This is a genomic window from Streptomyces sp. NPDC051561 (assembly GCF_044454195.1).
GTDB lineage: Bacteria > Actinomycetota > Actinomycetes > Streptomycetales > Streptomycetaceae > Streptomyces.
Genome location: NZ_JBITDM010000002.1, coordinates 558,991 through 579,722, shown reverse-complemented (window position 1 = coordinate 579,722; position 20,732 = coordinate 558,991). Strand labels below are relative to the sequence as shown.

The window sequence follows — 20,732 nt, the reverse complement described above, 5'->3', positions numbered from 1 at the left end:
CACCCACCCACGAGCGCACACGGCAGTGCCCCCGGCCAGCAGTGGCGGCCGGGGGCACTGCCGTACGTACGGCGAAGACAGCCCGTGAACTCGTGAGCGAACTCAGCCCTGGTAGGGCGTCGCCTCCAGGATGCGGACCATGGCCTTCTTCCCGTTCGGCAGTTCGTACTCGGCGTCCTCGCCGACCTTCTTGCCGATCACGCCCGTGCCGAGGGGGGACTGCGGCGAGTAGGTCTCGATGTCGGAGGTCGGGTACTCGCGGGAGGCGAGCAGGAACGTCATGGTGTCGTCCTCGTCGCCGTCGAAGGCGATCTTCACGACCATGCCGGGAGCCGCTTCACCGCTCGTGGACGGGGCCTCGCCGACCTTGGCGCGCTCCAGGAGCTGCTTCAGCTGGCGGATGCGGAGCTCCTGCTTGCCCTGCTCCTCCTTGGCCGCGTGGTACCCGCCGTTCTCCCGGAGGTCACCCTCCTCGCGGGCAGCAGCGATCTTCGCAGTGATCTCACCGCGCGCCGGACCCGACAGGTACTCCAGCTCTTCCACGAGCTTGTTGTACGACTCCTGGGTCAGCCAGGTGACGTCGTCGCTGGTCTGGGTCACAGGTGCTCCTCGAAGTTACGGATAACAAAGCATCGCCCTACCCCAGAAGGATGTGCCTCCACGGGCGGGCGAAACCACGAGCCTAACAATTCGATGCCCCGAGGGGGAGGAGTAAAACTGTCAGAGCTGTATCAATGCAGGTCAGCGCTGGTCAGAGGGGTATCGGGGGCGCCGCGTCACGGCTGGTCGGGAGTGCAGTTCAGCAACTCCGCGCTGGTGGCCTTCGCCGTCGTGCGGATCGGATAGATCTCGTCGATCCGGCTCACGCCCCGCTGAGTGATCCTGACGTCCTTGCGGCCGACCTCCGCGCCGCTCTCGGCGATCGCGCGCACCGTGCACGTACCGGTGGCGTCGGCGTCCTTGCGGATCTCCAGGTGCACCCGCACCTCGGTCTGCGACGAGTTCAGGTCGAACTTGATCATCTCGGCGCTGATCTGCTGCTTGGAGATGTAGCCGTACCCGATCCAGCCGACCAGGAGGAGCAGCAGCGCCCCGAGCACCGCGCCCAGGATCTTCAGCTTGCGGTCCGCCTGCTGGTCGGCGGTGCCCGCCGAGCGGCCGTAACGGCCCTCGGGCACACCGGCGGGGCCCGTCGCTCCGTCACGTACCGCGTTCATGTGATGATCCTCCGCTGTACCCAGGGTCCAGGAATAATTCCCGCCCCCGGTTCGGTCACTATAGAAGCCGCCCACCCGTCGCCCGACCCCCGCCCCTCATCGACGGCCCTGCGGGACGACCCCTGTTATGCGCGCCGGATCACCGAGGGCGCCCCGATCACCGAGGACCAAGAACTTGTCTGAACAGCTGCGCTTGATGGCCGTGCACGCCCACCCCGACGACGAGTCGAGCAAGGGTGCGGCCACCATGGCGAAGTACGTGTCCGAGGGGGTGGACGTCCACGTCGTGACCTGCACGGGCGGCGAACGCGGCTCCATCCTCAATCCGAAGCTCCAGGGCGACAAGTACATCGAGGAGCACATCCACGAGGTACGCCAGCGGGAGATGGACGAGGCCCGCGAGATCCTCGGCGTCAAGCAGGAGTGGCTCGGTTTCGTCGACTCCGGGCTGCCCGAGGGCGACCCGCTGCCGCCGCTTCCGGAGGGCTGCTTCGCCCTGGAGGACGTGACCGAGGCGGCCGGCCGCCTGGTGCGGTCCATCCGCGCGTTCCGTCCGCAGGTCGTCACGACGTACGACGAGAACGGCGGCTACCCGCACCCCGACCACATCATGACCCACAAGATCACGATGGTGGCGTTCGAGGGTGCGGGCGACCCGGCGGCCTTCTCCGAGGAGGAGTTCGGCCCGGTCTGGCAGCCCCTGAAGCTCTACTACAACCAGGGCTTCAACAAGCCCCGCACGGTCGCCCTGCACGAGGCGCTGCTCGCCCGCGGCATGGAGTCGCCGTACGGGGACTGGCTGAAGCGCTGGGAGGAGTTCGAGCGCGAGGAGCGGACCCTGACCACCTTCGTGCCCTGCGGCGAGTTCTTCGAGATCCGCGACAAGGCGCTGCTCGCGCACGCCACGCAGATCGACCCCGACGGCGGCTGGTTCCGCATCCCGCTGGACGTCCAGCGGGAGATCTGGCCGACCGAGGAGTACGAACTGGCAAAGGCTCTGGTGCCCACCTCCCTCCCCGAGGCAGACCTCTTCGCGGGCATCCGCGACACTGTGTAGGTGAACGTTTCCCAGGCAATGACTCAGTACGTCCCGCTTGCCGCCGACACCTTCGACAAGAACAAGGTCACGCCGGGCATTCTCGGCTTCCTCGTGTTCGCGGCGCTGGCGCTCGGAGTGTGGGCGCTGATGAAGTCGATGAACCGGCACATGGGGCGGGTCTCCTTCGAGGAGGCACCGGAGTCCGGCTCGCGCGAGACCAAGGCCTCACCGACGGACGCGGCACCTTCCCCGGAGGGGGCGGCGGCCTCGGTGAAGAAGGCCGAGCCGGAGAAGTAGGCGGGGAGGGTACGGGGGCGGAGGCCGTCCGGGGCCGGTGGGGTGCGACTCCGCCGGGTGCTGCCGACGGCCCGCGGGGCTGAGGAGCCACTGCTCCTCAGGGCGACTTCACCGCCCCCACCGGCACCCCCATCACCTCCCGTGAATGCCGGTTCGGCACCATGCCCAGCCGCCATGCCTGCCATCCCGCAGCGGGGTCCGGTCCCCGCGCCAGTACCGCGCGGTAGGCCTCCGCGCAGTCGGCGAGGCGGTCGTCCCTGGTCGGGTGGGGGTCTGCCGGCAGGCCGGCGAGTTCGGCCAGTGCCCGCTGGGTGCCGGCCTCCGGACCTGCCGGGTCCGTGTAGGGCAGCAGGGTGCAGCGCAGGAAGCGGGCCCAGTCGCCGCCGCGTCGGTCGTCGTACGAACCGAACAGGGTGATCGCCTCGTCGCAGAGCGAGAGGGCCTGGCCGGGGCGGCTGTTGCCGGCGTCGATGACGACCAGTTCGAGGACGGTCCACGCCTCTCCGTGGGCGACTTTGATCCGCCGGAAGTCCTGCCGGGCGTCCGTCAGCAGCTGCCTGGCGAATCCGGAGTTGCGCAGGTTCCCGGTCTGGACCGCCCGCTGGTCGCGGGTCACCCGGCCCGAGTGGTGCCGGGCGCAGGCCAGCCCGTACACGTCCCGCATCCGGGAGAACATCGTCCGGGCCCGCTCCAGCTCCCGTACCGCCTGATCGTGATCGCCGCGCTCCTCCAGGGCCTGGCCCAGGTAGTAGAGGGTCCAGGCCTCACCGCGCGCGTCCTCGTTGTCGCGGTGCCGGGAAAGGGCCTGGCGCAGGCCGTCCACGGCCGGGTCCGGATCGCCCGCGACCAGCCGTGCGCGGGCCAGCTGGGTCATCGCCCACGCCTCGCCGCGGGAGTCCTGGGTGCGCCCGTACAGATCGAGACCGGCCCCCAACTCCGCCTCGGCGCGCGCCACTTCACCCATACGCAGATAGACCTGCCCGAGCTGGAAGTGTGCCCACGCCTGCCCGTGCAGGGACTCGCTCTCGCGGTGCAGGGCGAGGGACTCGGTGAGGAGTTCCTGCGCCACCGTGAGATTGGCCCGGTCGCGTTCGACGGCGGCCAGTGCGTGCAGGTTCCAGGCGCGGTCGCCGGCCAGGGACGGGGCGGACTGGAGGTCCAGGGCCTCGTTCAGCTTGGCGGCGGCCTCGGGGAGGTTGCCCTGGTGATGCAGGGTGATGCCGAGCGAGCCCAGCGCCCGTGCCGCGCCCGCCTCGTGCTGCGCCTCGAAGTAGAGGTCGACCACCGAGGACAGAGTGGTGCGGGCCTTGTCGAGTTCGCCCAGCTGGCGGGCCGCGATGCCGGTCCGCCACTGCACGGAACGTACGAGCAGGCCCTGATCGACCGCCTGCGTCAGCTCGCTGATCTCGCCGAGGCGGTACAGGTCGCCGCGCAGCAGGCAGTAGTCGCACAGTGCGCCGAGCAGATTGAGTACGAGACCCTGGTCGACGCCCTCGGCGTGCCTGAGCGCCGCCGTGATGAACGAGGACTCGTCGTCGAGCCAGCGCAGCGCCGAGTCCAGGGAGGTGAAGCCGTGCGGGCCGAAATGGTCGGCGCGGGTGGAGTTCTTGCCGTCGACCAGGCGGATCACGGAGTCGGCCAGCTCGCCGTAGTTCTGGATGAGACGTTCCTGCGCGGCGGTCCGCTCCGCGGGTTCCTCCTCGTCGATGAGGCGGGTGTACGCGAAGGAGCGGACCAGGTCGTGCAGCCGGTAACGGCTGCCGCGGACGTGGTCGATGAGCCCTGCCCCGGCCAGCTCGGCGAGCAGCCGCCTGGCCTCCTGCTCGTCGGTGGCGAGCAGGGCGGCGGCCGCCGCCCCGCCCAGGCTGGCCCGCCCGGCGAGGGAGAGCCGCCGCAGCAGCCGCCGCCCCTGCTCGGACTGGTCGGCGTAGCGCAGTGACAGCGCCCGGTCCACCGGACCGATCGCGTCCAGCGGCCCGTACACGTCGAGGTCGGCGGCCAGGTTGCGCGCACTGCGCCGCCCGGCCAGCGAGGAGGCGGCGATACGCAGCGCCAGCGGCAGCCCGCCGCACAACCGGGTGATCCGGTCCGCCGCTTCGCCGTCGTACAGCCCGTACCGTCCGTCCGGCTCGACCGCCTCCAACCGCATCAGCTCCTCGGCGCCCGCCTCGTCCAGCGGATCGACCGCCAGCTGGTGCACCCAGGCGGGGGTGTCGGCGGGCAGGTCGAGGGGACCTCGCGCGGTCACCAGCACCAGACTGTCCGAACGCTCCGGGATCAGCGTCCGCACCTGCTCGGGGTCGCTGGCGTCCTCCAGTACGACGGTGACCGGCAGCCCGGTCAGGTGCTGGTGGTAGAGCTCCACCAGGCGCTTCAACTGCTGTTCCTGGTTGGCCCGTTCGGACCTCGGCTCGCGGAAGAGGAGCTGGTCGCGCGGTGCGCCGAGCCGGTTGAGGAGGTGCAGCAGGGCGTCGCGGGTGGGGCGCGGCGTCTCGGTGCGACCCGGTGCGCCGCTGCGCAGGTCCACCACGCAGGCGCCCCGGAACTGGTCCCGCAGCTGATGCGTCGCCCGCACGGCCAGGGTGGAACGCCCCGACCCCGGCTGCCCGTACAGCACCACCACGGTCGGCCGGGTCTCGGTGTGCGCCCGCGCCGCGTGCACCCACTGCGCGATCTGCGCCATCTCGCTCCGGCGCCCCGCGAACGGCCCCTCCACGTCCGGCAGATGACCGAACGACTGCTCCAGTACGGTCCTGCGCCGGGCCGCCGCACTGCGGTTGCCGCCGCCGGCCGTCCCGACGAGCTGCCCCGGCGCCCGCTTCCTGGTCGTGGACGGCCCCCGTGACGCGGCCGCCAGCATCCGCTGCTGGTCGAGGTACGGGCGTACCCCACGCACCTCCAGCGCCGTCAGCCACTGCAACTTCAGCTGCTCGGGCCCGCCCGGCTGCCCCAGCGCACCCGCCCGCCGGTGCGCGGCCGGCCAGTGCGAGGCGGTCACCTTGGCGACCGTGGCCCCGGCCCCGGCGACGGCCACCACGGCCCCGACGGCGAACGCCGTCCCGGTCGCCGTCCCCAGGGCCAGATCCGCCACCGCGGCGCTGATCGCCGCAACTCCCGTGACCAGCACAGGAGTTCCTACACTCGCCCTGCTGAATCGTTCCGACAGGGGCTGATGCCCGGCCCCCGCCGCGTCCAGCGCCCGTACGTACGCCGCGTACTCCTCGGCCGCCGGAGCGGCCAGCTCGTCCAGCACCCCGCGCGCCCGCACCAGCAGCGCCCGCCCGTCGGTCCGCCCGCCCGACCGCCGCACTTCCTCCTCGACGGCCCGCTCCAACAGCCGCATCGCTTCAGCCCGATGGTCTTCCCTCATGTGCGTCCCCCTCGCCAAGCACCTGCCCGGATGTGTCAAGTGTCCTGCCAGACGGGTCGGGATGCGAGGGACCGGGAAGAAAGGCACAGGCCGGGCAGGGAGCGGCGGCGCACCGGGCTGCCCCGCGCCACCTGGGGCAGGATGGGAATCATGCCGAACAGCAGCAGCCCGGACCGTCCCACCGCCCCCGACGCGCAGCCCACCGCCCCCGCCCGCAACCGGCTGGGACACGAGACCTCCCCCTATCTCCTCCAGCACGCCGACAACCCGGTCGACTGGTGGCCCTGGTCGCCCGAGGCCTTCGAGGAGGCGCGGCGACGCGGGGTGCCGGTGCTGCTGAGCGTGGGGTACAGCTCCTGCCACTGGTGTCACGTGATGGCGCACGAGTCCTTCGAGGACGAGGCGACGGCCGCCCTGATGAACGAGAACTTCGTCCCGGTGAAGGTCGACCGCGAGGAGCGCCCGGACGTCGACGCCGTGTACATGGAGGCGGTCCAGGCCGCCACCGGGCAGGGCGGCTGGCCGATGACCGTCTTCCTCACCCCGGACGCCGAGCCCTTCTACTTCGGTACGTACTTCCCGCCCGAGCCCAAGCACGGAATGCCGTCGTTCCCGCAGGTCCTGGACGGTGTGCGGGCCGCCTGGACCGACCGCAGGAGCGAGGTCGACGAGGTCGCCGGGAAGATCGTCAAGGATCTGGGCGAGCGCTCCCTGGCCTTCGCCTCCTCCGGCCTCCCCGGCGAGGAGGACCTGGCCGCCGCGCTGCTCGGGCTGACCAGGGAGTACGACGCGGCGCGCGGCGGATTCGGGGGTGCACCCAAGTTCCCGCCGTCCATGGTGCTGGAGTTCCTGCTGAGGCACGCGGCCCGCACGGGCTCCGAGGGTGCCCTGCAAATGGCCTCCGACACCTGTGAGGCGATGGCCCGCGGCGGCATCTACGACCAGCTCGGCGGCGGCTTCGCCCGCTATTCGGTGGACCGTGAGTGGGTGGTCCCGCACTTCGAGAAGATGCTCTACGACAACGCGCTGCTCTGCCGCGTCTACGCCCACCTGTGGCGCGCCACAGGCTCCGACCTGGCGCGCCGGGTCGCGCTGGAGACCGCTGACTTCCTGGTCGACGAACTGCGCACCAACGAGGGCGGGTTCGCCTCGGCGCTGGATGCCGACAGCGATGACGGCACCGGGCGGCATGTCGAGGGCGTCTATTACGTGTGGACGCCGGAGCAACTGCGTGAGGTGCTCGGGGAGGAGGACGCGGGGCTGGCGGCGGCGTACTTCGGGGTGACTCCGGAGGGGACCTTCGAGGAGGGTGCCTCGGTGCTTCAACTCCCGCAGGGGGACGGGGTGGTGGCCGACGCCGAGCGTGTCGAGTCCATCCGTACGCGCCTTCTCGCCGCCCGTGCGCAGCGTCCCGCGCCCGGCCGGGACGACAAGGTGGTCGCTTCCTGGAACGGTCTGGCCATCGCGGCCCTCGCCGAGACCGGCGCCTACTTCGACCGCCCCGACCTCGTCGAGCGCGCGACGGAGGCCGCCGACCTTCTCGTACGCCTCCACCTGGACGATCACGCCCGGCTGTCCCGCACCTCCAAGGACGGCCAAGTCGGCGCCAACGCCGGTGTGCTGGAGGACTACGCGAACGTCTCCGAGGGCTTCCTCGCGCTTGCCGCGGTCACCGGGGAGGGTGCCTGGCTGGAGTTCGCGGGCTTCCTGCTCGACCACGTACTGATGCGGTTCGTGGGGGAGGAGGGGTCGCTGTACGACACCGCGCACGACGCGGAGAAGCTGATCCGGCGGCCGCAGGACCCGACGGACAACGCGACGCCCTCCGGGTGGACGGCGGCGGCGGGGGCGTTGCTGTCGTACGCCGCGCACACCGGGTCCCAGGCGCACCGGCAGGCGGCCGAGGGGGCGCTCGGTGTGGTGAAGGCGCTGGGGTCGCGGGCCCCGCGGTTCATCGGGTGGGGTCTCGCGGTGGCCGAGGCGGCGCTGGACGGGCCCCGGGAGATCGCCGTGGTGGGGTCGTCCGCCGACCCGGCCGCGAAGGCCTTGCACCGGACGGCGCTGCTGGGGACGGCGCCGGGTGCGGTGGTGGCCTTCGGTGACCCGGCGGCCGGTGAGTTCCCGCTGCTGGCGGACCGGCCGGCCGGGGCCTACGTCTGCCGTCACTTCGTGTGTGCGGCGCCGACGTCGGACCCGGGGGTGCTGGCGGAGCAGGTGGGGGCTGCCGGGGTCTAGGCGCGGGCTCCGGGAGGGGGGACGCAGGGTCTCAGCCGTCGATGCGGCTGAGGCCCCCCTCCTCGAAGGTGCGGAGCATGCGGTCGATCAGGTCCACCAGGTCGTCGCGCTGGCCCCGTTCGGCCCAGTACAGCGTGGTTTCCAGGACGGCGGCCAGGAGGCCGGTGGCGAAGATGCGGACCTCCAGCTCGTTCGCGTCGCGGCCGGTGCGTTCGGCGATCACCCGGCAGAGCATGCGGCTGGTGACGCTCACGCTCTCCACCATGCGGGCCCTTACGGCGGGCACTTCCAGCATCAGGCGGGTGCGCAGGAGCACTTCGTCGGGATGCTCGTCGAGCGATCTGCGCATCGCGGCGGTCACCACCGCGCGCACCGATTGGAGCAGTGGCTCATCGGCGGGGCGCGAGCGCAGTGCGCTCTCCATCACCGGGTCGTACTCGTCGGTGAGGACGATGTCCTCCTTCACCGGGAAGTAGCGCAGCACGGTACTGGGAGAGAACTCCGCCTCCTCGGCGATCTGGTCGATCGTGGTGGCGTCCCAGCCCTGGGCGGAGACCAGCCGGAAGGTGGCCCGCCGAATCTCCGCGCGGGTCTTGATCTTTTTGCGTTCGCGCAGGCCGGGGCGGGTTTCCGGAGTGCTGGGGGAGGTGCGCGCGGCGGGCATGGCGCCATTGTCGGCCATCTTCGCGGGCCTGGAGGGGCAGTGCTGATTGTCAGTGCTGGTTGTCAGTGCGGCATGTCACGATGCGTTGTGGGTAGGTGAACGGTCCGTGAAATTGCGACAGACGTGCGGAGTGAGGGCCCAAGCGGAGGCAGGCGTACGGAGAAGGAGGCGGACATGAGGAGAATCGTGAACGCGCTGACCGGAGCGGTGGCGGTGCTGTGTGTACTGGGCTTCCTGCTCGGGGGAGCGGGGGCGGTGCTCGGGGTGGTGCTGATCGTGGTGGCGGTGCTGGCATGGCAAGTGGCCGCGGCGTCGAGGCCACGGCCACTGCGTCGTACGGGGAGGGCCCTGGGCTCGGGAGCCGGGAGGGGCCGGGGCTCGGGGCCGGAGAGGATCTGGGGCTCAGGACGAATAGGCCACCAGCGAAATGGCCACGTAGTGCGCGGCGAACGCGGCGAGGGTGAGGGAATGGAAGACCTCGTGGAAGCCGAACCACTGCGGTGACGGGTTGGGGCGCTTGAGGCCGTAGATCACACCGCCCGCGCTGTAGAGCAGCCCGCCGACGACCACCAGCACCAGCACCGCGACGCCGCCCGCCCGCATGAAGTCGGGCAGGAAGAAGACGGCGGCCCAGCCCATCGCGATGTAGCAGGGGGTGTAGAGCCAGCGCGGGGCGCCGACCCAGAAGACCCGGAAGGCGATGCCCGCGCCGGCCGCCAGCCAGATCGCCCACAGCAGCGTCGGGCCGGTCTCCTCGGGGAGCAGCAGCAGCGTGAGCGGTGTGTAGGTGCCCGCGATGATCAGAAAGATGTTCGCGTGGTCCAGGCGGCGCAGTACGGCTTCGCCGCGCGGGCCCCAGGTGCCCCGGTGGTAGACGGCGCTCACGCCGAAGAGCATGCACGCGGTGAGGACGAAGACGGTGCACGCGATCTTCGCTCTGGTGGAGTCGGCGAGCGCGATGAGCGCGATGCCCGCGATCACGACCGCCGGGAACATGCCGGCGTGCAGCCAGCCACGCAGCCGGGGCTTGATCGGATGCGGGTCGATCTCGGTTACCTGCGCGGGCACGGCATGCGACGACGTCATGCCAGGAATGCTACCTACGGTTCCGTAAGTTCCGGCTGTGAGCGGAGATGAGTGGCAATGCTCACGTCGACGTCGGCTTGCCGCCCCACTTGTGACGTAGTGGCGATGCTCACGTGTGCGGCCCCCTGGACATATGGGCGGATCACCCCGATGATCAAATGAGTGCGGTCGGCACCGGATGAGCGCCAGGGAACAAAAGTGAAGCATCCGGGTCGCAGCCCCCACGGGGCAGAAACCAACACTTCCCTCGTTTAGGAGCAATCGTGGCGCGCGACATCGCGGCTCCCACCACCGTCCCCACCAACCACCAGGAGCTTCTCTCCTGGGTCGACGAGATCGCAGCCCTCACCCGGCCCGACCGTGTCGTGTGGTGCGACGGGTCCGAGGCCGAGTACCACCGGCTGGCCGAAGAGCTCGTCGTCAAGGGCACGTTCAAGAAGCTCGATGAGACCAAGCGCCCGAATTCCTACTACGCGGCCTCCGACCCCTCCGACGTCGCACGCGTCGAGGACCGGACTTTCATCTGCTCCGAGAAGGAGGAGGACGCGGGCCCGACCAACCACTGGAAGGCCCCCGCCGAGATGCGGGAGCTGTTCCAGGGCAAGGACGGCCAGGAGGGCCTCTTCCGCGGCTCGATGCGCGGCCGCACGATGTACGTCGTCCCCTTCTGCATGGGGCCGCTCGGCTCGGAGCTGTCCGCGATCGGCGTGGAGATCACCGACTCGGCGTACGTCGCCGTCTCGATGCGCACCATGACCCGCATGGGCCAGGCCGTCCTCGACGAGCTCGGCACCGACGGCTTCTTCGTCAAGGCCGTGCACACCCTGGGCGCCCCCCTCCAGGAGGGCGAGGCCGACGTCCCGTGGCCGTGCAACACCACCAAGTACATCTCGCACTTCCCCGAGGACCGTGAGATCTGGTCCTACGGCTCGGGCTACGGCGGCAACGCCCTGCTCGGCAAGAAGTGCTACGCGCTGCGCATCGCCTCCGTGATGGCCCGCGACGAGGGCTGGCTGGCCGAGCACATGCTCATCCTCAAGCTGACGCCCCCGCAGGGTGAGTCGAAGTACGTCGCCGCCGCCTTCCCGTCCGCCTGTGGCAAGACCAACCTCGCCATGCTGGAGCCCACGATCTCCGGCTGGACGGTCGAGACCGTCGGCGACGACATCGCCTGGATGCGCTTCGGCGAGGACGGCCGCCTCTACGCGATCAACCCCGAGGCCGGTTTCTTCGGCGTCGCGCCCGGCACAGGCGAGCACACCAATGCCAACGCCATGAAGACCCTCTGGGGCAACTCCGTCTTCACCAACGTCGCGCTCACCGACGACGGCGACGTCTGGTGGGAGGGCATGACCGAGGAGGCGCCCGCCCACCTCACGGACTGGAAGGGCAACGACTGGACGCCGGAGTCCGCCACCCCGGCCGCCCACCCCAACGCCCGCTTCACCGTCCCGGCCGCCCAGTGCCCGACGATCGCCCCGGAGTGGGAGGACCCGAAGGGTGTGCCGATCTCGGCCATCCTCTTCGGCGGCCGCCGCGCCACCGCGGTCCCGCTGGTCACCGAGTCCTTCGACTGGCAGCACGGTGTCTTCCTCGGTGCGAACGTCGCCTCCGAGAAGACCGCCGCCGCCGAGGGCAAGGTCGGCGAGCTGCGCCGCGACCCGTTCGCCATGCTGCCGTTCTGCGGCTACAACATGGGCGACTACATGAACCACTGGGTCAAGGTCGGCGCCGACAAGGACCAGTCCAAGCTGCCGAAGATCTACTACGTCAACTGGTTCCGCAAGAACGACGCGGGCAAGTTCGTGTGGCCCGGCTTCGGTGAGAACAGCCGCGTCCTGAAGTGGATCGTCGAGCGCCTCGACGGCAAGGCGGACGGCGTCGAGACCCCCATCGGCATCCTGCCGACCATGGCGTCCCTCGACACCGACGGGCTCGACCTCCCCGAGGCCGACCTCGACTTCCTCCTCACCGTCGACAAGGAGGCCTGGCGCGAGGAGGCCGCCCTGGTCCCCGAGCACCTCAACACCTTCGGCGACCACGCCCCCAAGGAGCTGTGGGACGAGTACCGCGCGCTGGTCAAGCGCCTGGGCTGACCCCGGCGCCCCGCAGGACCAGGACTGACCCCAGCCCTGCCGCAGTACCAGGACTGACTCCAGCCCTGCCGCAGTACCAGGACTGACTCCAGCCCTGCCGCAGGACCAGGACTGACTCCAGCCTGCCGCAGTACCCGGGCCGACCCTCGGCCCCCTCCACTGTGGTGAGACCGGCCCCCGCACAATGGCGTGCGCGGCCGGGACCACCGCTCCGGAAGCCCGTCGAACGGCTTCCGCTGTACGTGCCGACGCCGGGCCTGTCCCCCGGCGCCGGCCACCTCTCCCCGGCCGGGTGCACGAACACCCGGCCGGGGTGTGGAAAGCCGCGACTCGCATCGTCACGAATCCGCCCTGACCTGTGGGATCCCACCGGAACGAGCAGCGGCACGGCCCCCGGAGCCCCCTCACGGCATCGGGGGCCGCCTCCTTTTCCCGGCAGGACCACGCAGCCCGGCCCCACTGGCACCCCCACCCCCGGTGTCACTCCGCTCCTCCAGCACATAGGTGTGCGACTCCCGCTGCCGCTCCACCGCGTCCCGCAGCCCCTCCGCCACCCCCGCCAACTCCCTTTGCACCAAACCCAGTTGATGCTCCAGCAGCCGCTCCGGTGGCTCACCCGACGCCGTGAACCGGGTCCACCACCGCGCCCGCAGATACGTGTCCACCGCCTCCGGCACGTCCTCCCGCACCGCCCGCGTCAGCACATGGAACCCGTCCGGGTCGCTCGCCCACTCCTCGTGGCCGAGCAGCGCGCCGAGCAGCCCGTCCAGCTCCACCGCCCTCCCGTGCGCGGCGGGCGGCAGCTCCACCGAAGCCACGTACTCCCGCAAACGCCCGAAGTCCTCGCGCAGAACCCCCAGTTGCTCGGCCGCGTCGGGGAAGTGCGGTACGGCGAGCCGCTCGGGCGGGGCGATCAGCGCGCCCGCCCCGTAGAGTCCGACGACGACCAGCGGCCAGTACGCCCCGGACACCCCGGTGAAGGTCAGCGCGAGCCCGGCGAGGCCGCCCGCGCAGCCGGCGAGGTTCCTGCCGGACTCCACGTACCGCCACACCCGCCCCTTGTCCCGCGACACCCGCCGCCTACTGGTATCCACGGATCTCCTCGAAGGCCCGGTCCAGCGACCCCGACCGCGCGTCGAAGAGCTGCCCTCCGGTCAGAGCGGCGAGGTGCTCCAGCTCCTTGCGGTCGGAGTCCCCGAACAGCACCGGGAACACCGGGGTGCCGCGCCGGTCGGCGGGCAGCCCCGCGTAGTACGCGTCGAAGTCGGAAGCCGACGCCCCGCCGGTGTTCTGGCCGTCCGTCATCAGCACGACGCTGGTGAAGGCGGCGCCGCGCGGGCCCAGCCGCTCGTACGCCTCGCGCAGACTGCTGTAGATCGCGGTGCCGCCCGCTGCCTCCAGCGCCTGCGAGGCCCCCCGGATCGCGTCGAGTGCGGCGGCGGGCCGCACCGGGTCCACCGTCTGCCGCACCACCTCCTTGACCGCCGACCCGAACGGCATCAGCGTCACCTCCTCACGATCCCGGAACCGCCGCCCCACCGGGGAACCGGCGGTCCCGGTCAGCCGGCCGAGCGCGTCCTTCAGTTCCTCCAGCCGCTTGCCCCTCATCGACCCGGAGGTGTCCAGCACGTACACGGTGCGCGAGGGCCGCCGCAGTACGTTCTCGTACGAGGCGAGCAGCCCGTCCGCCACCGACCGCGACCCCGGGAACGGCAGCTCCCGCCGGTCGGCGGCACCGGTCGCCCCGACCACCGGCCGCCGGAACGTCGTCGACGCCAGCTCCCGCTGCGCCGCCGCCGACCGCAGATACCCGGTCAGCTTCGCCCCGTCCTCCTTGGCCCGCGCGGACGCCGAAGTCAGGGTCGAGAACGGGTAGTCGGCCGTCACCACCCCGTCCTTGGGGCGGATCACGGTCAGCCCGTCCCGGTCGCTCCGGCCGTCCCGGTCCATGCTCAGCAGTACGGACTCGTAGTTGATCAGCGCGTCCACGTTCCCGCGCCGGGTGTACGCCTGTGCCAGCCACCCGGAGGAACCCGAGGTCAGCTCCTGCCCGGCGAAGAACTCCTTCATCCGGGGCGCCGCCTTCCGCACGTCCGCGTCGCTCAGCGCCCCCTGCGCCCCGGACAGCGCGGAGGCCACCGAAACCAGCGCCGCGAAGCCCGAGTGGGAACGCACCGGGTCACTCATTCCGTACGTCAGCCGCTTCTGCGCCACCGCCCGGTGCACATCCGCCCAGCTCACCCGGTCCGTCGACCACCCCAGCCGGCGGATGGCCGAGTCCCGCACCCCGATCGCCACCGGCGAGGTCATCACCGAGGTCTCCGAGGTCAGCCTCCCGGCCGCTTCCGGCCGCAGCCGCAGCGAGTCGTTGGACGACAGCCAGACCGCGTCGTACGCCCCGTCCGCCTTCCCGGAAGCGATCTGCTCGACCGCGTCGAGCGTCCCGGTCCAGGTGGGACGTACCTCAACTCCCGTACTGCGCCTGGCATTTTCGAGTACCGGAGCCATGTCGGCCAGCTCGCTCGACGCCAGCACCCGCAGCGTGCCGGCCCGTGCCGACCGGTCATCGGGCGGCGCACCGCCCCCGCCCCCGCCGTCTCCCGAGCAGCCGGCCGCCCCCAGCAGTACGAGCGCCAGGGCGCCCGCCCACGCACGTCCCCTCACCGCAGGCCTCACCGCGGACGCCCCTCGCCGGACTCGCGGTTGCGCGAGCGCTCCAAGTAATCACTGGCGGCCGCCAGTTCGCCCGACAGCGACTCCACCGTCGTCGCCATCGCCTCGGTCGCCCGCAGCTTGTACGTGTCGATGGTGTCCAGCGTCGAGAAGATCTCCCGGAACGCGACCCGCAGGGTCTCCGCGCCCACCGCCGGATCGGCCGCGATCCGCTGGATCTCCCCGCTCCTGTCGCCCAGCATCGTCGCGTTGTCCCTGATCAGCCCCTCGGTCGTCCCGCGCAGGGCGTTGACCTGCTCGACCACCTTCTTCTGGTTCTCCAGCGCGGCGGCCAGCATCACGGCGATCCGCAGCGCGGTCACGGTGGTGGTCGCGGCCCGGTCGACGCCCTTGATCAGCTCGTCGTTGTTGCGCCGCACCACATCCATGGCCAGGTATCCCTGGGCGCACACGGCCAGCTGCGTCAGCAGATCCTGCTGCTTCTGCCGCACCGGGAACAGCACATCGACCCGCAGCGCGTCCGCCTGCCCCGCGTCCCCGGCCGTCTCCACGGCCACCACCCGCTGTTCGACCGCCGCGTCCAGCGCCTCGGTCAGCACCACGTACTCCTGGAGCTTGCCCATGGTGTCCCACAGGCGCCCCCGCTCGGTGTGCAGCGCGGCGTTGTCGCGCCGCAGCTCGTCCTGGCCGCCCTTGAGCGACCCCACGATCCGGTTCAACGTCGCTTGTGCGGAGGCGTACTTGGCGACGTGGTCCCGCAGCCGATTGCCACCCGGCAGCTTCGCGAGCAGCTTCCTCGCGCCACGCGCCGGACTGTCCCTCGGGTCCAGGTCCTCGACCGTGCGCCGCAGTTCGGCCAGCGAGGAGCCGACCCGTGTCTGCGCGTCCTCGCCCTCGCCCGCCAGGGACCTGAGGGTCCGGTCCAGCATCCGGTTCGACTGCTGTGCGGCCCCCCGGATCTCGCCGCCTCCCAGCGTGGCGATCTCCCCGATCCGCGACGCGAACTCCGGTGACCGCGCGTCCAGCCCGGCCAGCGAGTCCACGTACTCGGCGGCCCGCCGCGCCATCTCCTCCCGTACGCCCGCGTCCACCGGTACCAGCCCGGCGGCCTGCTCCACCCGCACCGGCGCCACCGGCTCCGGCGGTGTCAGCACCAGCGGTGTCTCGGCTGTCGTCATCACGAACCCCCCTGTGCGCGCCGGGCCAGTGCGTGCAGCACCACCGAGGTGGGCACGGGCGCCTGGCGCACTCCGCTCAACGTCCGATTCAGATGTGCGTCGTACGGCGCGGTCGCCGCCGCGAACTCACCCGGCGCCCCCTGCGGCCGGAACCCGTGCCGCACGGCCAGCTTCCGCAACCGGGCGTCACTCACCAGCAACTCCCCGACCTCGCGCCCGAGTTGAGTAATCGGCACCACCGTGTGGTCGCTGCTCACCGTCGTGTCCGGATACAGCACGACCAGGTCCCCGGCCCCCTGGCGCTTCATCAGCAGGGAAGCCACCTGCGACTCGTAGACCAGCACCAGCGGATTGCCCACCCCGCTCACGAAGTCCCGGAACGGTGCGTCACTGCTGGTCTGCTGAGCCCCCTGTACGGAGATGAGCCGGCGCAGCAGCGGAGCCGTCCGCCCCACCGCCGCGTCCCCGTCGGCCACCCGCCCGCCGTCCGCGACGTACGAAGCGGCCGCCAGATACAACGCTCCCGAACTCGAAGCCCCCGGATCCGTCGTCGACACGAACACCGTGCCGCCCAACTCCCCGTACTTCTCAGCCCCCTTGAGCTGCTGCCAGGTCCGCCCCTGGCCCGCCGCGTCCAGAAACCGCTTCATCCGCAACGTCCCGGAGCTCTTCCCCCGTAACGTCACAAGACCCGCATCGGCCAGCACCTTCGCGGCGCTCCCGTGCGCGACCACCACCAGCGGCGAGTAGAACGGCCGTATCGGCCCCCCGCCCGCCCCCGTCTTCCTCCGCAGTTCGTCGGCCGGCCCCTTGCTCGCCGGAAACACGAAGTCATAGCCCTTCAGGGGCAGTTGCTCCATGGCCCAAGAGCCCGAAGTCTCCGCCTTCACGGTGTAACCCTCGGCAGCAAGGGCTTCCACCACCTCGGGGTCGGCGAAGAACTCCGCCTTCTCCGACCCCACCACTCCACGCACGGTCTTCGTTGCCGTGCCCGGGCCTGTGCCCGTGCCCTGTTCACCGCGACCTGCCACGACGGCCACTGCCACACCGCCGACCAACAGCACCGCCAGGACGATTCCCAGAATGCGTCTCACACCCGCAGAGTGCTCCCGGAAACCCACATTCCGGACGGACTTGGATGAACGCGGGGTGTACGTCCGATCCCGGAACGCAACCGGAGCGGGCCCTTCGGGGATGCCGGGGCGGGGGAGGGGGTGGCACCCGGCCCGCGCGCCTCCGCGGGCGCGGGCCGGGGCCGATCAGGGGGTGGCGACCGGTGCCTCGGTCGCGGCGGAGTGGGCGTCCATGCGCTGGGCGGCGAGAATCGCGGCGGCCGTGTCCGCGCGGGAGGCGGCGACGACCAGGGCGCGTCCGGCCAGGGCGTGGGCGCGGCGGTGCAGGGACGCCGGAGTGTCACGGCGGTGGCCCGCATGCCTGGCCGGCGGGGCGCCCCGCAGCCGGGCCACCTGTACGGCGATCCGGTCGGCCTCGGCGTCCAGGCCCAGCTCGTCGGTCACCGCGAGCAGTGCCGACAGGTGCCCGGCGAGCTGGATGTCCAGCTCCTCCTCGCGCGAGCGGTGCGGATAGCGGGAGTCGTCGGCGCCCATGGAGTGGACCGACTTGGTGCGGATCGGTTCGTACATGACGGATGGCCTCCTGGCGTCGAGCGACAGGAGACCATCCTAGCTTAGAACGTGTCTAAAGTTGACCGAAGTCAGGAAAGTGGGGGAGGGACCGGAACAGAGGGCCGTGGGGAGGTGTCCGAGCAGAAGGCCGGAAGAGGGGTGCCGCCGGAGCGCGACTCCCGGCACAGGGCGCCCTCAGTGCTGCCCGTAACCCTCCAGGAAGTTCCCGATCCGGGTCACCGCGTCCGCCAGTTCCGCCGCCGCGGGCAGCGTCACCACGCGGAAGTGGTCCGGCTCCGGCCAGTTGAACCCGGTCCCGTGCACCACCATGATCTTCTCGGCCCGCAGCAGGTCCAGGACCATCTGCCGGTCGTCCTTGATCTTGTAGACCTTCGGGTCGAGGCGCGGGAAGAGGTACAGCGCCCCCTTCGGCTTGACGCACGTCACGCCCGGAATCCGGGTGAGCAGGTCGTACGCCGTGTCCCGCTGCTCCAGGATCCGCCCGCCGGGCAGCACCAGATCGTCGATCGACTGCCGCCCGCCGAGTGCGGTGGCCACCGCGTGCTGCGAGGGCATGTTGGCGCAGAGCCGCATATTGGCGAGGATCGTCAGACCCTCGATGTAGGAGGAGGCGTGGGCCTTGGGCCCGCACACCGCCATCCAGCCGCTGCGGTACCCGGCCACCCGGTAGTTCTTCGACAGCCCGTTGAAGGTCAGCACCATCAGGTCGGGAGCGATCGCCGCAGTCGGCGTGTGCGTCGCACCGTCGTACAGGATGCGGTCGTAGATCTCGTCGGAGCACACGATCAGGTTGTGCCGGCGAGCGATCTCCGTCAGCCCCCGGAGCATCTCGTCGTCGTACACCGCACCCGTCGGATTGTTCGGGTTGATGATGACGAGTGCCTTGGTGCGGTCCGTGATCTTCCGCTCGATGTCCGCGAGATCCGGCATCCAGTCGGCCTGCTCGTCGCACCGGTAGTGCACGGCCGTACCGCCGGCCAGCGAGACCGACGCCGTCCACAGCGGATAGTCCGGCGCCGGGACCAGCACCTCGTCGCCGTCGTCGAGCAGCGCCTGCATCGACATCTGGATCAGCTCGGAGACCCCGTTGCCAAGGTAAATGTCCTCGACGTCGAGGTCGATGTTCTTGGTCTGGTAGTGCTGCATCACCGCCCGCCGTGCGGACAGCAGCCCCTTCGCGTCCCCGTACCCGTGCGCCGTGCCGAGATTGCGGAGGATGTCCTCCAGGATCTCGGGCGGGCACTCGAACCCGAAGGCCGCCGGGTTCCCGGTGTTCAGCTTGAGAATGCGGTGTCCGGCCGCCTCCAGCCGCATCGCCTCCTCAAGCACCGGTCCCCGGATTTCGTAACAGACGTTGGCGAGCTTCGTTGACTGGATCACCTGCATGACGGCGAGCTTACGGGCGTGTGACCAGCCATGCCCGGGATTACGTACCCGTTCCCCCCACCATCGTGGGAACCGCCCACTTCACGTCTTCCATCGCAAAGTGCACGCCCGCCCCGGCCCGCCGAAACTCAGGGCCCGCCCACCGGTCGGCTAAGAATCCACCCGCCGCGCCCCGCCCGGGTGGCATACATCACGCCCCCCGCGGCGAGGCGCCGGCCGCCCCCGGGCACCTCTTATGTCCTCGTCGCCCTCCGCACCGCCCGCCCCGCCAGCACGTCCGTGCGACGCCCGTCCTCGATCACGAACTTCCCGTCGATCAGCACATGCGGAATTCCGGTCGGCAGGGTCCTCGGCGCCTCGAAGGTCGACCCCGCCGCCACCGTCTGCGGATCAAAGAGCACCAGGTCCGCCCGGTACCCCTCCCGCACCAGCCCCCGGTCCGCCAGCCGCAGCCGGGCCGCCGGCCGGGACGTCAGATGGGCGACCGTCTCCTCAAGGGAGAGGATTCCCAACTCCCTTGCGTAGCGGCCGAGATACTGCGGGAAGGTGCCATAGGCGCGCGGGTGCGGTTTGTAGCCCTGGAGAATTCCGTCGCTGCCCCCGGTGTGCACCCGGTGCTGCATGATCGCCCGCACGTTCTCCTCGTGCCCGACGTGCTGAAGGATCGTCGACCCGAGCCGGTCGTTGAGCAGCAGCCGCCGCGCGGTGGTCCACGGCGTCTCGCCGCGTGCCACCGCCGAATCCGCGATCGTCTTGCCGACGCATCCCGCCAGCCCCGGGTCCGACACCCCGGAGATCTCGATGGTGTCCCACTCGATCGGCACCCCGTGGCACCCGTCGGACCCGATCTCCTCCAGGTGGTGGCGGATCTTCTCCGCCGTCCCGTCGTCCCGCAGCCGCCCCAGAATCGCCTCGGGCCCGCCCTCGCTCGCCCAGCTCGGCAGCATCGCCGCCAGCGTCGTACAGCCGGGGGTGTAGGGGTAGGTGTCGAGGCTGATGTCCGCCCCGCCCGCCAGTGCCGCGTCCAGCAGGGCGAGGAGGTCCGGTGCCTTCCCCTTGTTCACGCCGAAGTTCATGGTGGCGTGCGCCAGGTGCAGCGCACAGCCCGCACTGCGGGTCAGCTCCACCATTTCCTCGTACGCCGCCAGCGCGCCCGCCCCGTAGGAGCGGTGGTGCGGGCAGTAGTAGCCGTCGTACGACGCCACCACCCGGCACAGCTCGGTCAGCTCGGCGTCGTCGGCGTACATGCCAGGCGTGTAGGTCAGCCCGGACGACATGCCGACCGCCCCCTGCTCCATGCCCTCCGCGACCAACTGCCGCATCAGGGCGAGCTGTTCGGGGGTGGTGGGCCGGTCGTCCCAGCCGACGGCGTACATCCGTACCGTCCCCTGCGGGATCAGGTACGCGGCGTTGACCGCGATGCCCTGTCCGCCGAAGTTGCGGTCGAGGCGGTCCAGGTACTCGCCGACCGTGCGCCAGTCGAAATCGATGTCCGAGCCGTCACCGTTCCAGCCGGTGATCGCCGCGCGGACCTCGGTGAGGGTGCGGTCGTCCACCGGGGCGTAACTGAGCCCGTCCTGCCCCAGGACCTCCAGGGTGACCCCCTGCGCGGCCTTCGCGCTGTGGTCGGGGTCGCGCAGGAGTGCCAGGTCGGAGTGGGCGTGCATGTCGATGAAGCCGGGGGAGAGGGCGAGCCCGTCGGCGTCCAGCACCCGCCGGGCGGTCAGCCGTTCGCCACGGGCGATGGTGGTGATGCGGCCGTCGGTGATGCCCACGTCGGCGAGGTACGACTCCCCGCCCGACCCGTCGACGACCCGTGCCCCACGTATTGCGAGATCCACGACA

General features: G+C 70.9%; 16 protein-coding genes. 4 read left to right on the top strand and 12 right to left on the bottom strand.

From position 1 onward, the window contains the following. Positions 1-102: 102 nt before the first annotated feature. Both greA and ACIA73_RS06965 read right to left on the bottom strand, forming a co-directional pair. Positions 103-600, bottom strand: coding sequence for a transcription elongation factor GreA (gene greA / locus ACIA73_RS06970; protein ID WP_399437242.1), 498 nt, complete (start codon positions 598-600; stop codon positions 103-105). Positions 601-776: 176 nt separating this feature from the next. Further along, positions 777-1,217 (bottom strand): DUF4307 domain-containing protein, encoded by a 441-nt coding sequence (locus tag ACIA73_RS06965; RefSeq protein ID WP_399437241.1) that lies wholly within the window; start codon positions 1,215-1,217, stop codon positions 777-779. Positions 1,218-1,392: 175 nt separating this feature from the next. Here ACIA73_RS06965 and mca point away from each other — a divergent pair, with 175 nt between their 5' ends. Together mca and ACIA73_RS06955 are read left to right on the top strand one after the other, a co-directional pair. Continuing rightward, the gene (gene mca / locus ACIA73_RS06960; protein ID WP_399437240.1) at positions 1,393-2,274 is read left to right on the top strand and encodes a mycothiol conjugate amidase Mca; all 882 of its coding nucleotides are present in this window, start codon (positions 1,393-1,395) and stop codon (positions 2,272-2,274) included. Further along, positions 2,275-2,553 carry a hypothetical protein gene (locus ACIA73_RS06955; protein ID WP_399437239.1) on the top strand — a complete coding sequence of 93 codons (279 nt, stop codon included), beginning with the start codon at positions 2,275-2,277 and terminating at the stop codon, positions 2,551-2,553. Positions 2,554-2,650: 97 nt separating this feature from the next. Here the strand turns inward: ACIA73_RS06955 and ACIA73_RS06950 are convergent, their stop codons facing one another. Beyond that, positions 2,651-5,923 carry a tetratricopeptide repeat protein gene (locus tag ACIA73_RS06950; protein ID WP_399437238.1) on the bottom strand — a complete coding sequence of 1,091 codons (3,273 nt, stop codon included), beginning with the start codon at positions 5,921-5,923 and terminating at the stop codon, positions 2,651-2,653. Between the two features lie 150 nt (positions 5,924-6,073). On the opposite strand from ACIA73_RS06950, the gene ACIA73_RS06945 reads away from it, so the two are divergent. After that, entirely contained in the window at positions 6,074-8,158 is a 2,085-nt protein-coding gene (locus ACIA73_RS06945) for a thioredoxin domain-containing protein (RefSeq protein ID WP_399437237.1), read from the top strand. A gap of 31 nt (positions 8,159-8,189) precedes the next feature. On the opposite strand, the gene ACIA73_RS06940 is transcribed toward ACIA73_RS06945, so the two are convergent. Together ACIA73_RS06940 and ACIA73_RS06935 are read right to left on the bottom strand one after the other, a co-directional pair. Beyond that, positions 8,190-8,822 carry a TetR/AcrR family transcriptional regulator gene (locus tag ACIA73_RS06940; RefSeq protein WP_399437236.1) on the bottom strand — a complete coding sequence of 211 codons (633 nt, stop codon included), beginning with the start codon at positions 8,820-8,822 and terminating at the stop codon, positions 8,190-8,192. A 402-nt stretch (positions 8,823-9,224) separates the two neighbouring features. After that, on the bottom strand, positions 9,225-9,908 hold the full coding sequence (locus ACIA73_RS06935) for a hemolysin III family protein (RefSeq protein WP_399437235.1): 684 nt from the start codon (positions 9,906-9,908) through the stop codon (positions 9,225-9,227). Positions 9,909-10,171: 263 nt separating this feature from the next. On the opposite strand from ACIA73_RS06935, the gene ACIA73_RS06930 reads away from it, so the two are divergent. Then, positions 10,172-12,004 (top strand): phosphoenolpyruvate carboxykinase (GTP), encoded by a 1,833-nt coding sequence (locus tag ACIA73_RS06930; protein WP_399437234.1) that lies wholly within the window; start codon positions 10,172-10,174, stop codon positions 12,002-12,004. 404 nt (positions 12,005-12,408) lie between these two features. Here the strand turns inward: ACIA73_RS06930 and ACIA73_RS06925 are convergent, their stop codons facing one another. The 7 genes from ACIA73_RS06925 to ACIA73_RS06895 all read right to left on the bottom strand — a co-directional run bounded on the left by ACIA73_RS06925 (position 12,409) and on the right by ACIA73_RS06895 (position 20,728). Then, positions 12,409-13,098, bottom strand: a complete 690-nt coding sequence (locus ACIA73_RS06925) for a hypothetical protein (RefSeq protein WP_399437233.1) — start codon at positions 13,096-13,098, stop codon at positions 12,409-12,411. Further along, positions 13,085-14,668: a substrate-binding domain-containing protein gene (locus tag ACIA73_RS06920; RefSeq protein ID WP_399437232.1), complete on the bottom strand. Its 1,584-nt coding sequence runs from the start codon at positions 14,666-14,668 to the stop codon at positions 13,085-13,087. The genes ACIA73_RS06925 and ACIA73_RS06920 overlap by 14 nt, the downstream gene beginning before the upstream one ends. 8 nt (positions 14,669-14,676) lie before the next feature. After that, positions 14,677-15,855, bottom strand: a complete 1,179-nt coding sequence (locus ACIA73_RS06915; RefSeq protein WP_399437231.1) for a toxic anion resistance protein — start codon at positions 15,853-15,855, stop codon at positions 14,677-14,679. Then, positions 15,855-16,976 (bottom strand): hypothetical protein, encoded by a 1,122-nt coding sequence (locus ACIA73_RS06910; protein WP_399437230.1) that lies wholly within the window; start codon positions 16,974-16,976, stop codon positions 15,855-15,857. Before ACIA73_RS06910 ends, ACIA73_RS06915 begins: the two co-directional genes overlap by 1 nt. Before the next feature lie 138 nt (positions 16,977-17,114). Continuing rightward, the gene (locus ACIA73_RS06905; protein ID WP_399437229.1) at positions 17,115-17,498 is read right to left on the bottom strand and encodes a hypothetical protein; all 384 of its coding nucleotides are present in this window, start codon (positions 17,496-17,498) and stop codon (positions 17,115-17,117) included. A 177-nt stretch (positions 17,499-17,675) separates the two neighbouring features. Beyond that, positions 17,676-18,887: a pyridoxal phosphate-dependent aminotransferase gene (locus ACIA73_RS06900; RefSeq protein ID WP_399437228.1), complete on the bottom strand. Its 1,212-nt coding sequence runs from the start codon at positions 18,885-18,887 to the stop codon at positions 17,676-17,678. A gap of 233 nt (positions 18,888-19,120) precedes the next feature. Then, positions 19,121-20,728: an amidohydrolase family protein gene (locus tag ACIA73_RS06895; RefSeq protein ID WP_399437226.1), complete on the bottom strand. Its 1,608-nt coding sequence runs from the start codon at positions 20,726-20,728 to the stop codon at positions 19,121-19,123. Positions 20,729-20,732 lie beyond the last annotated feature (4 nt).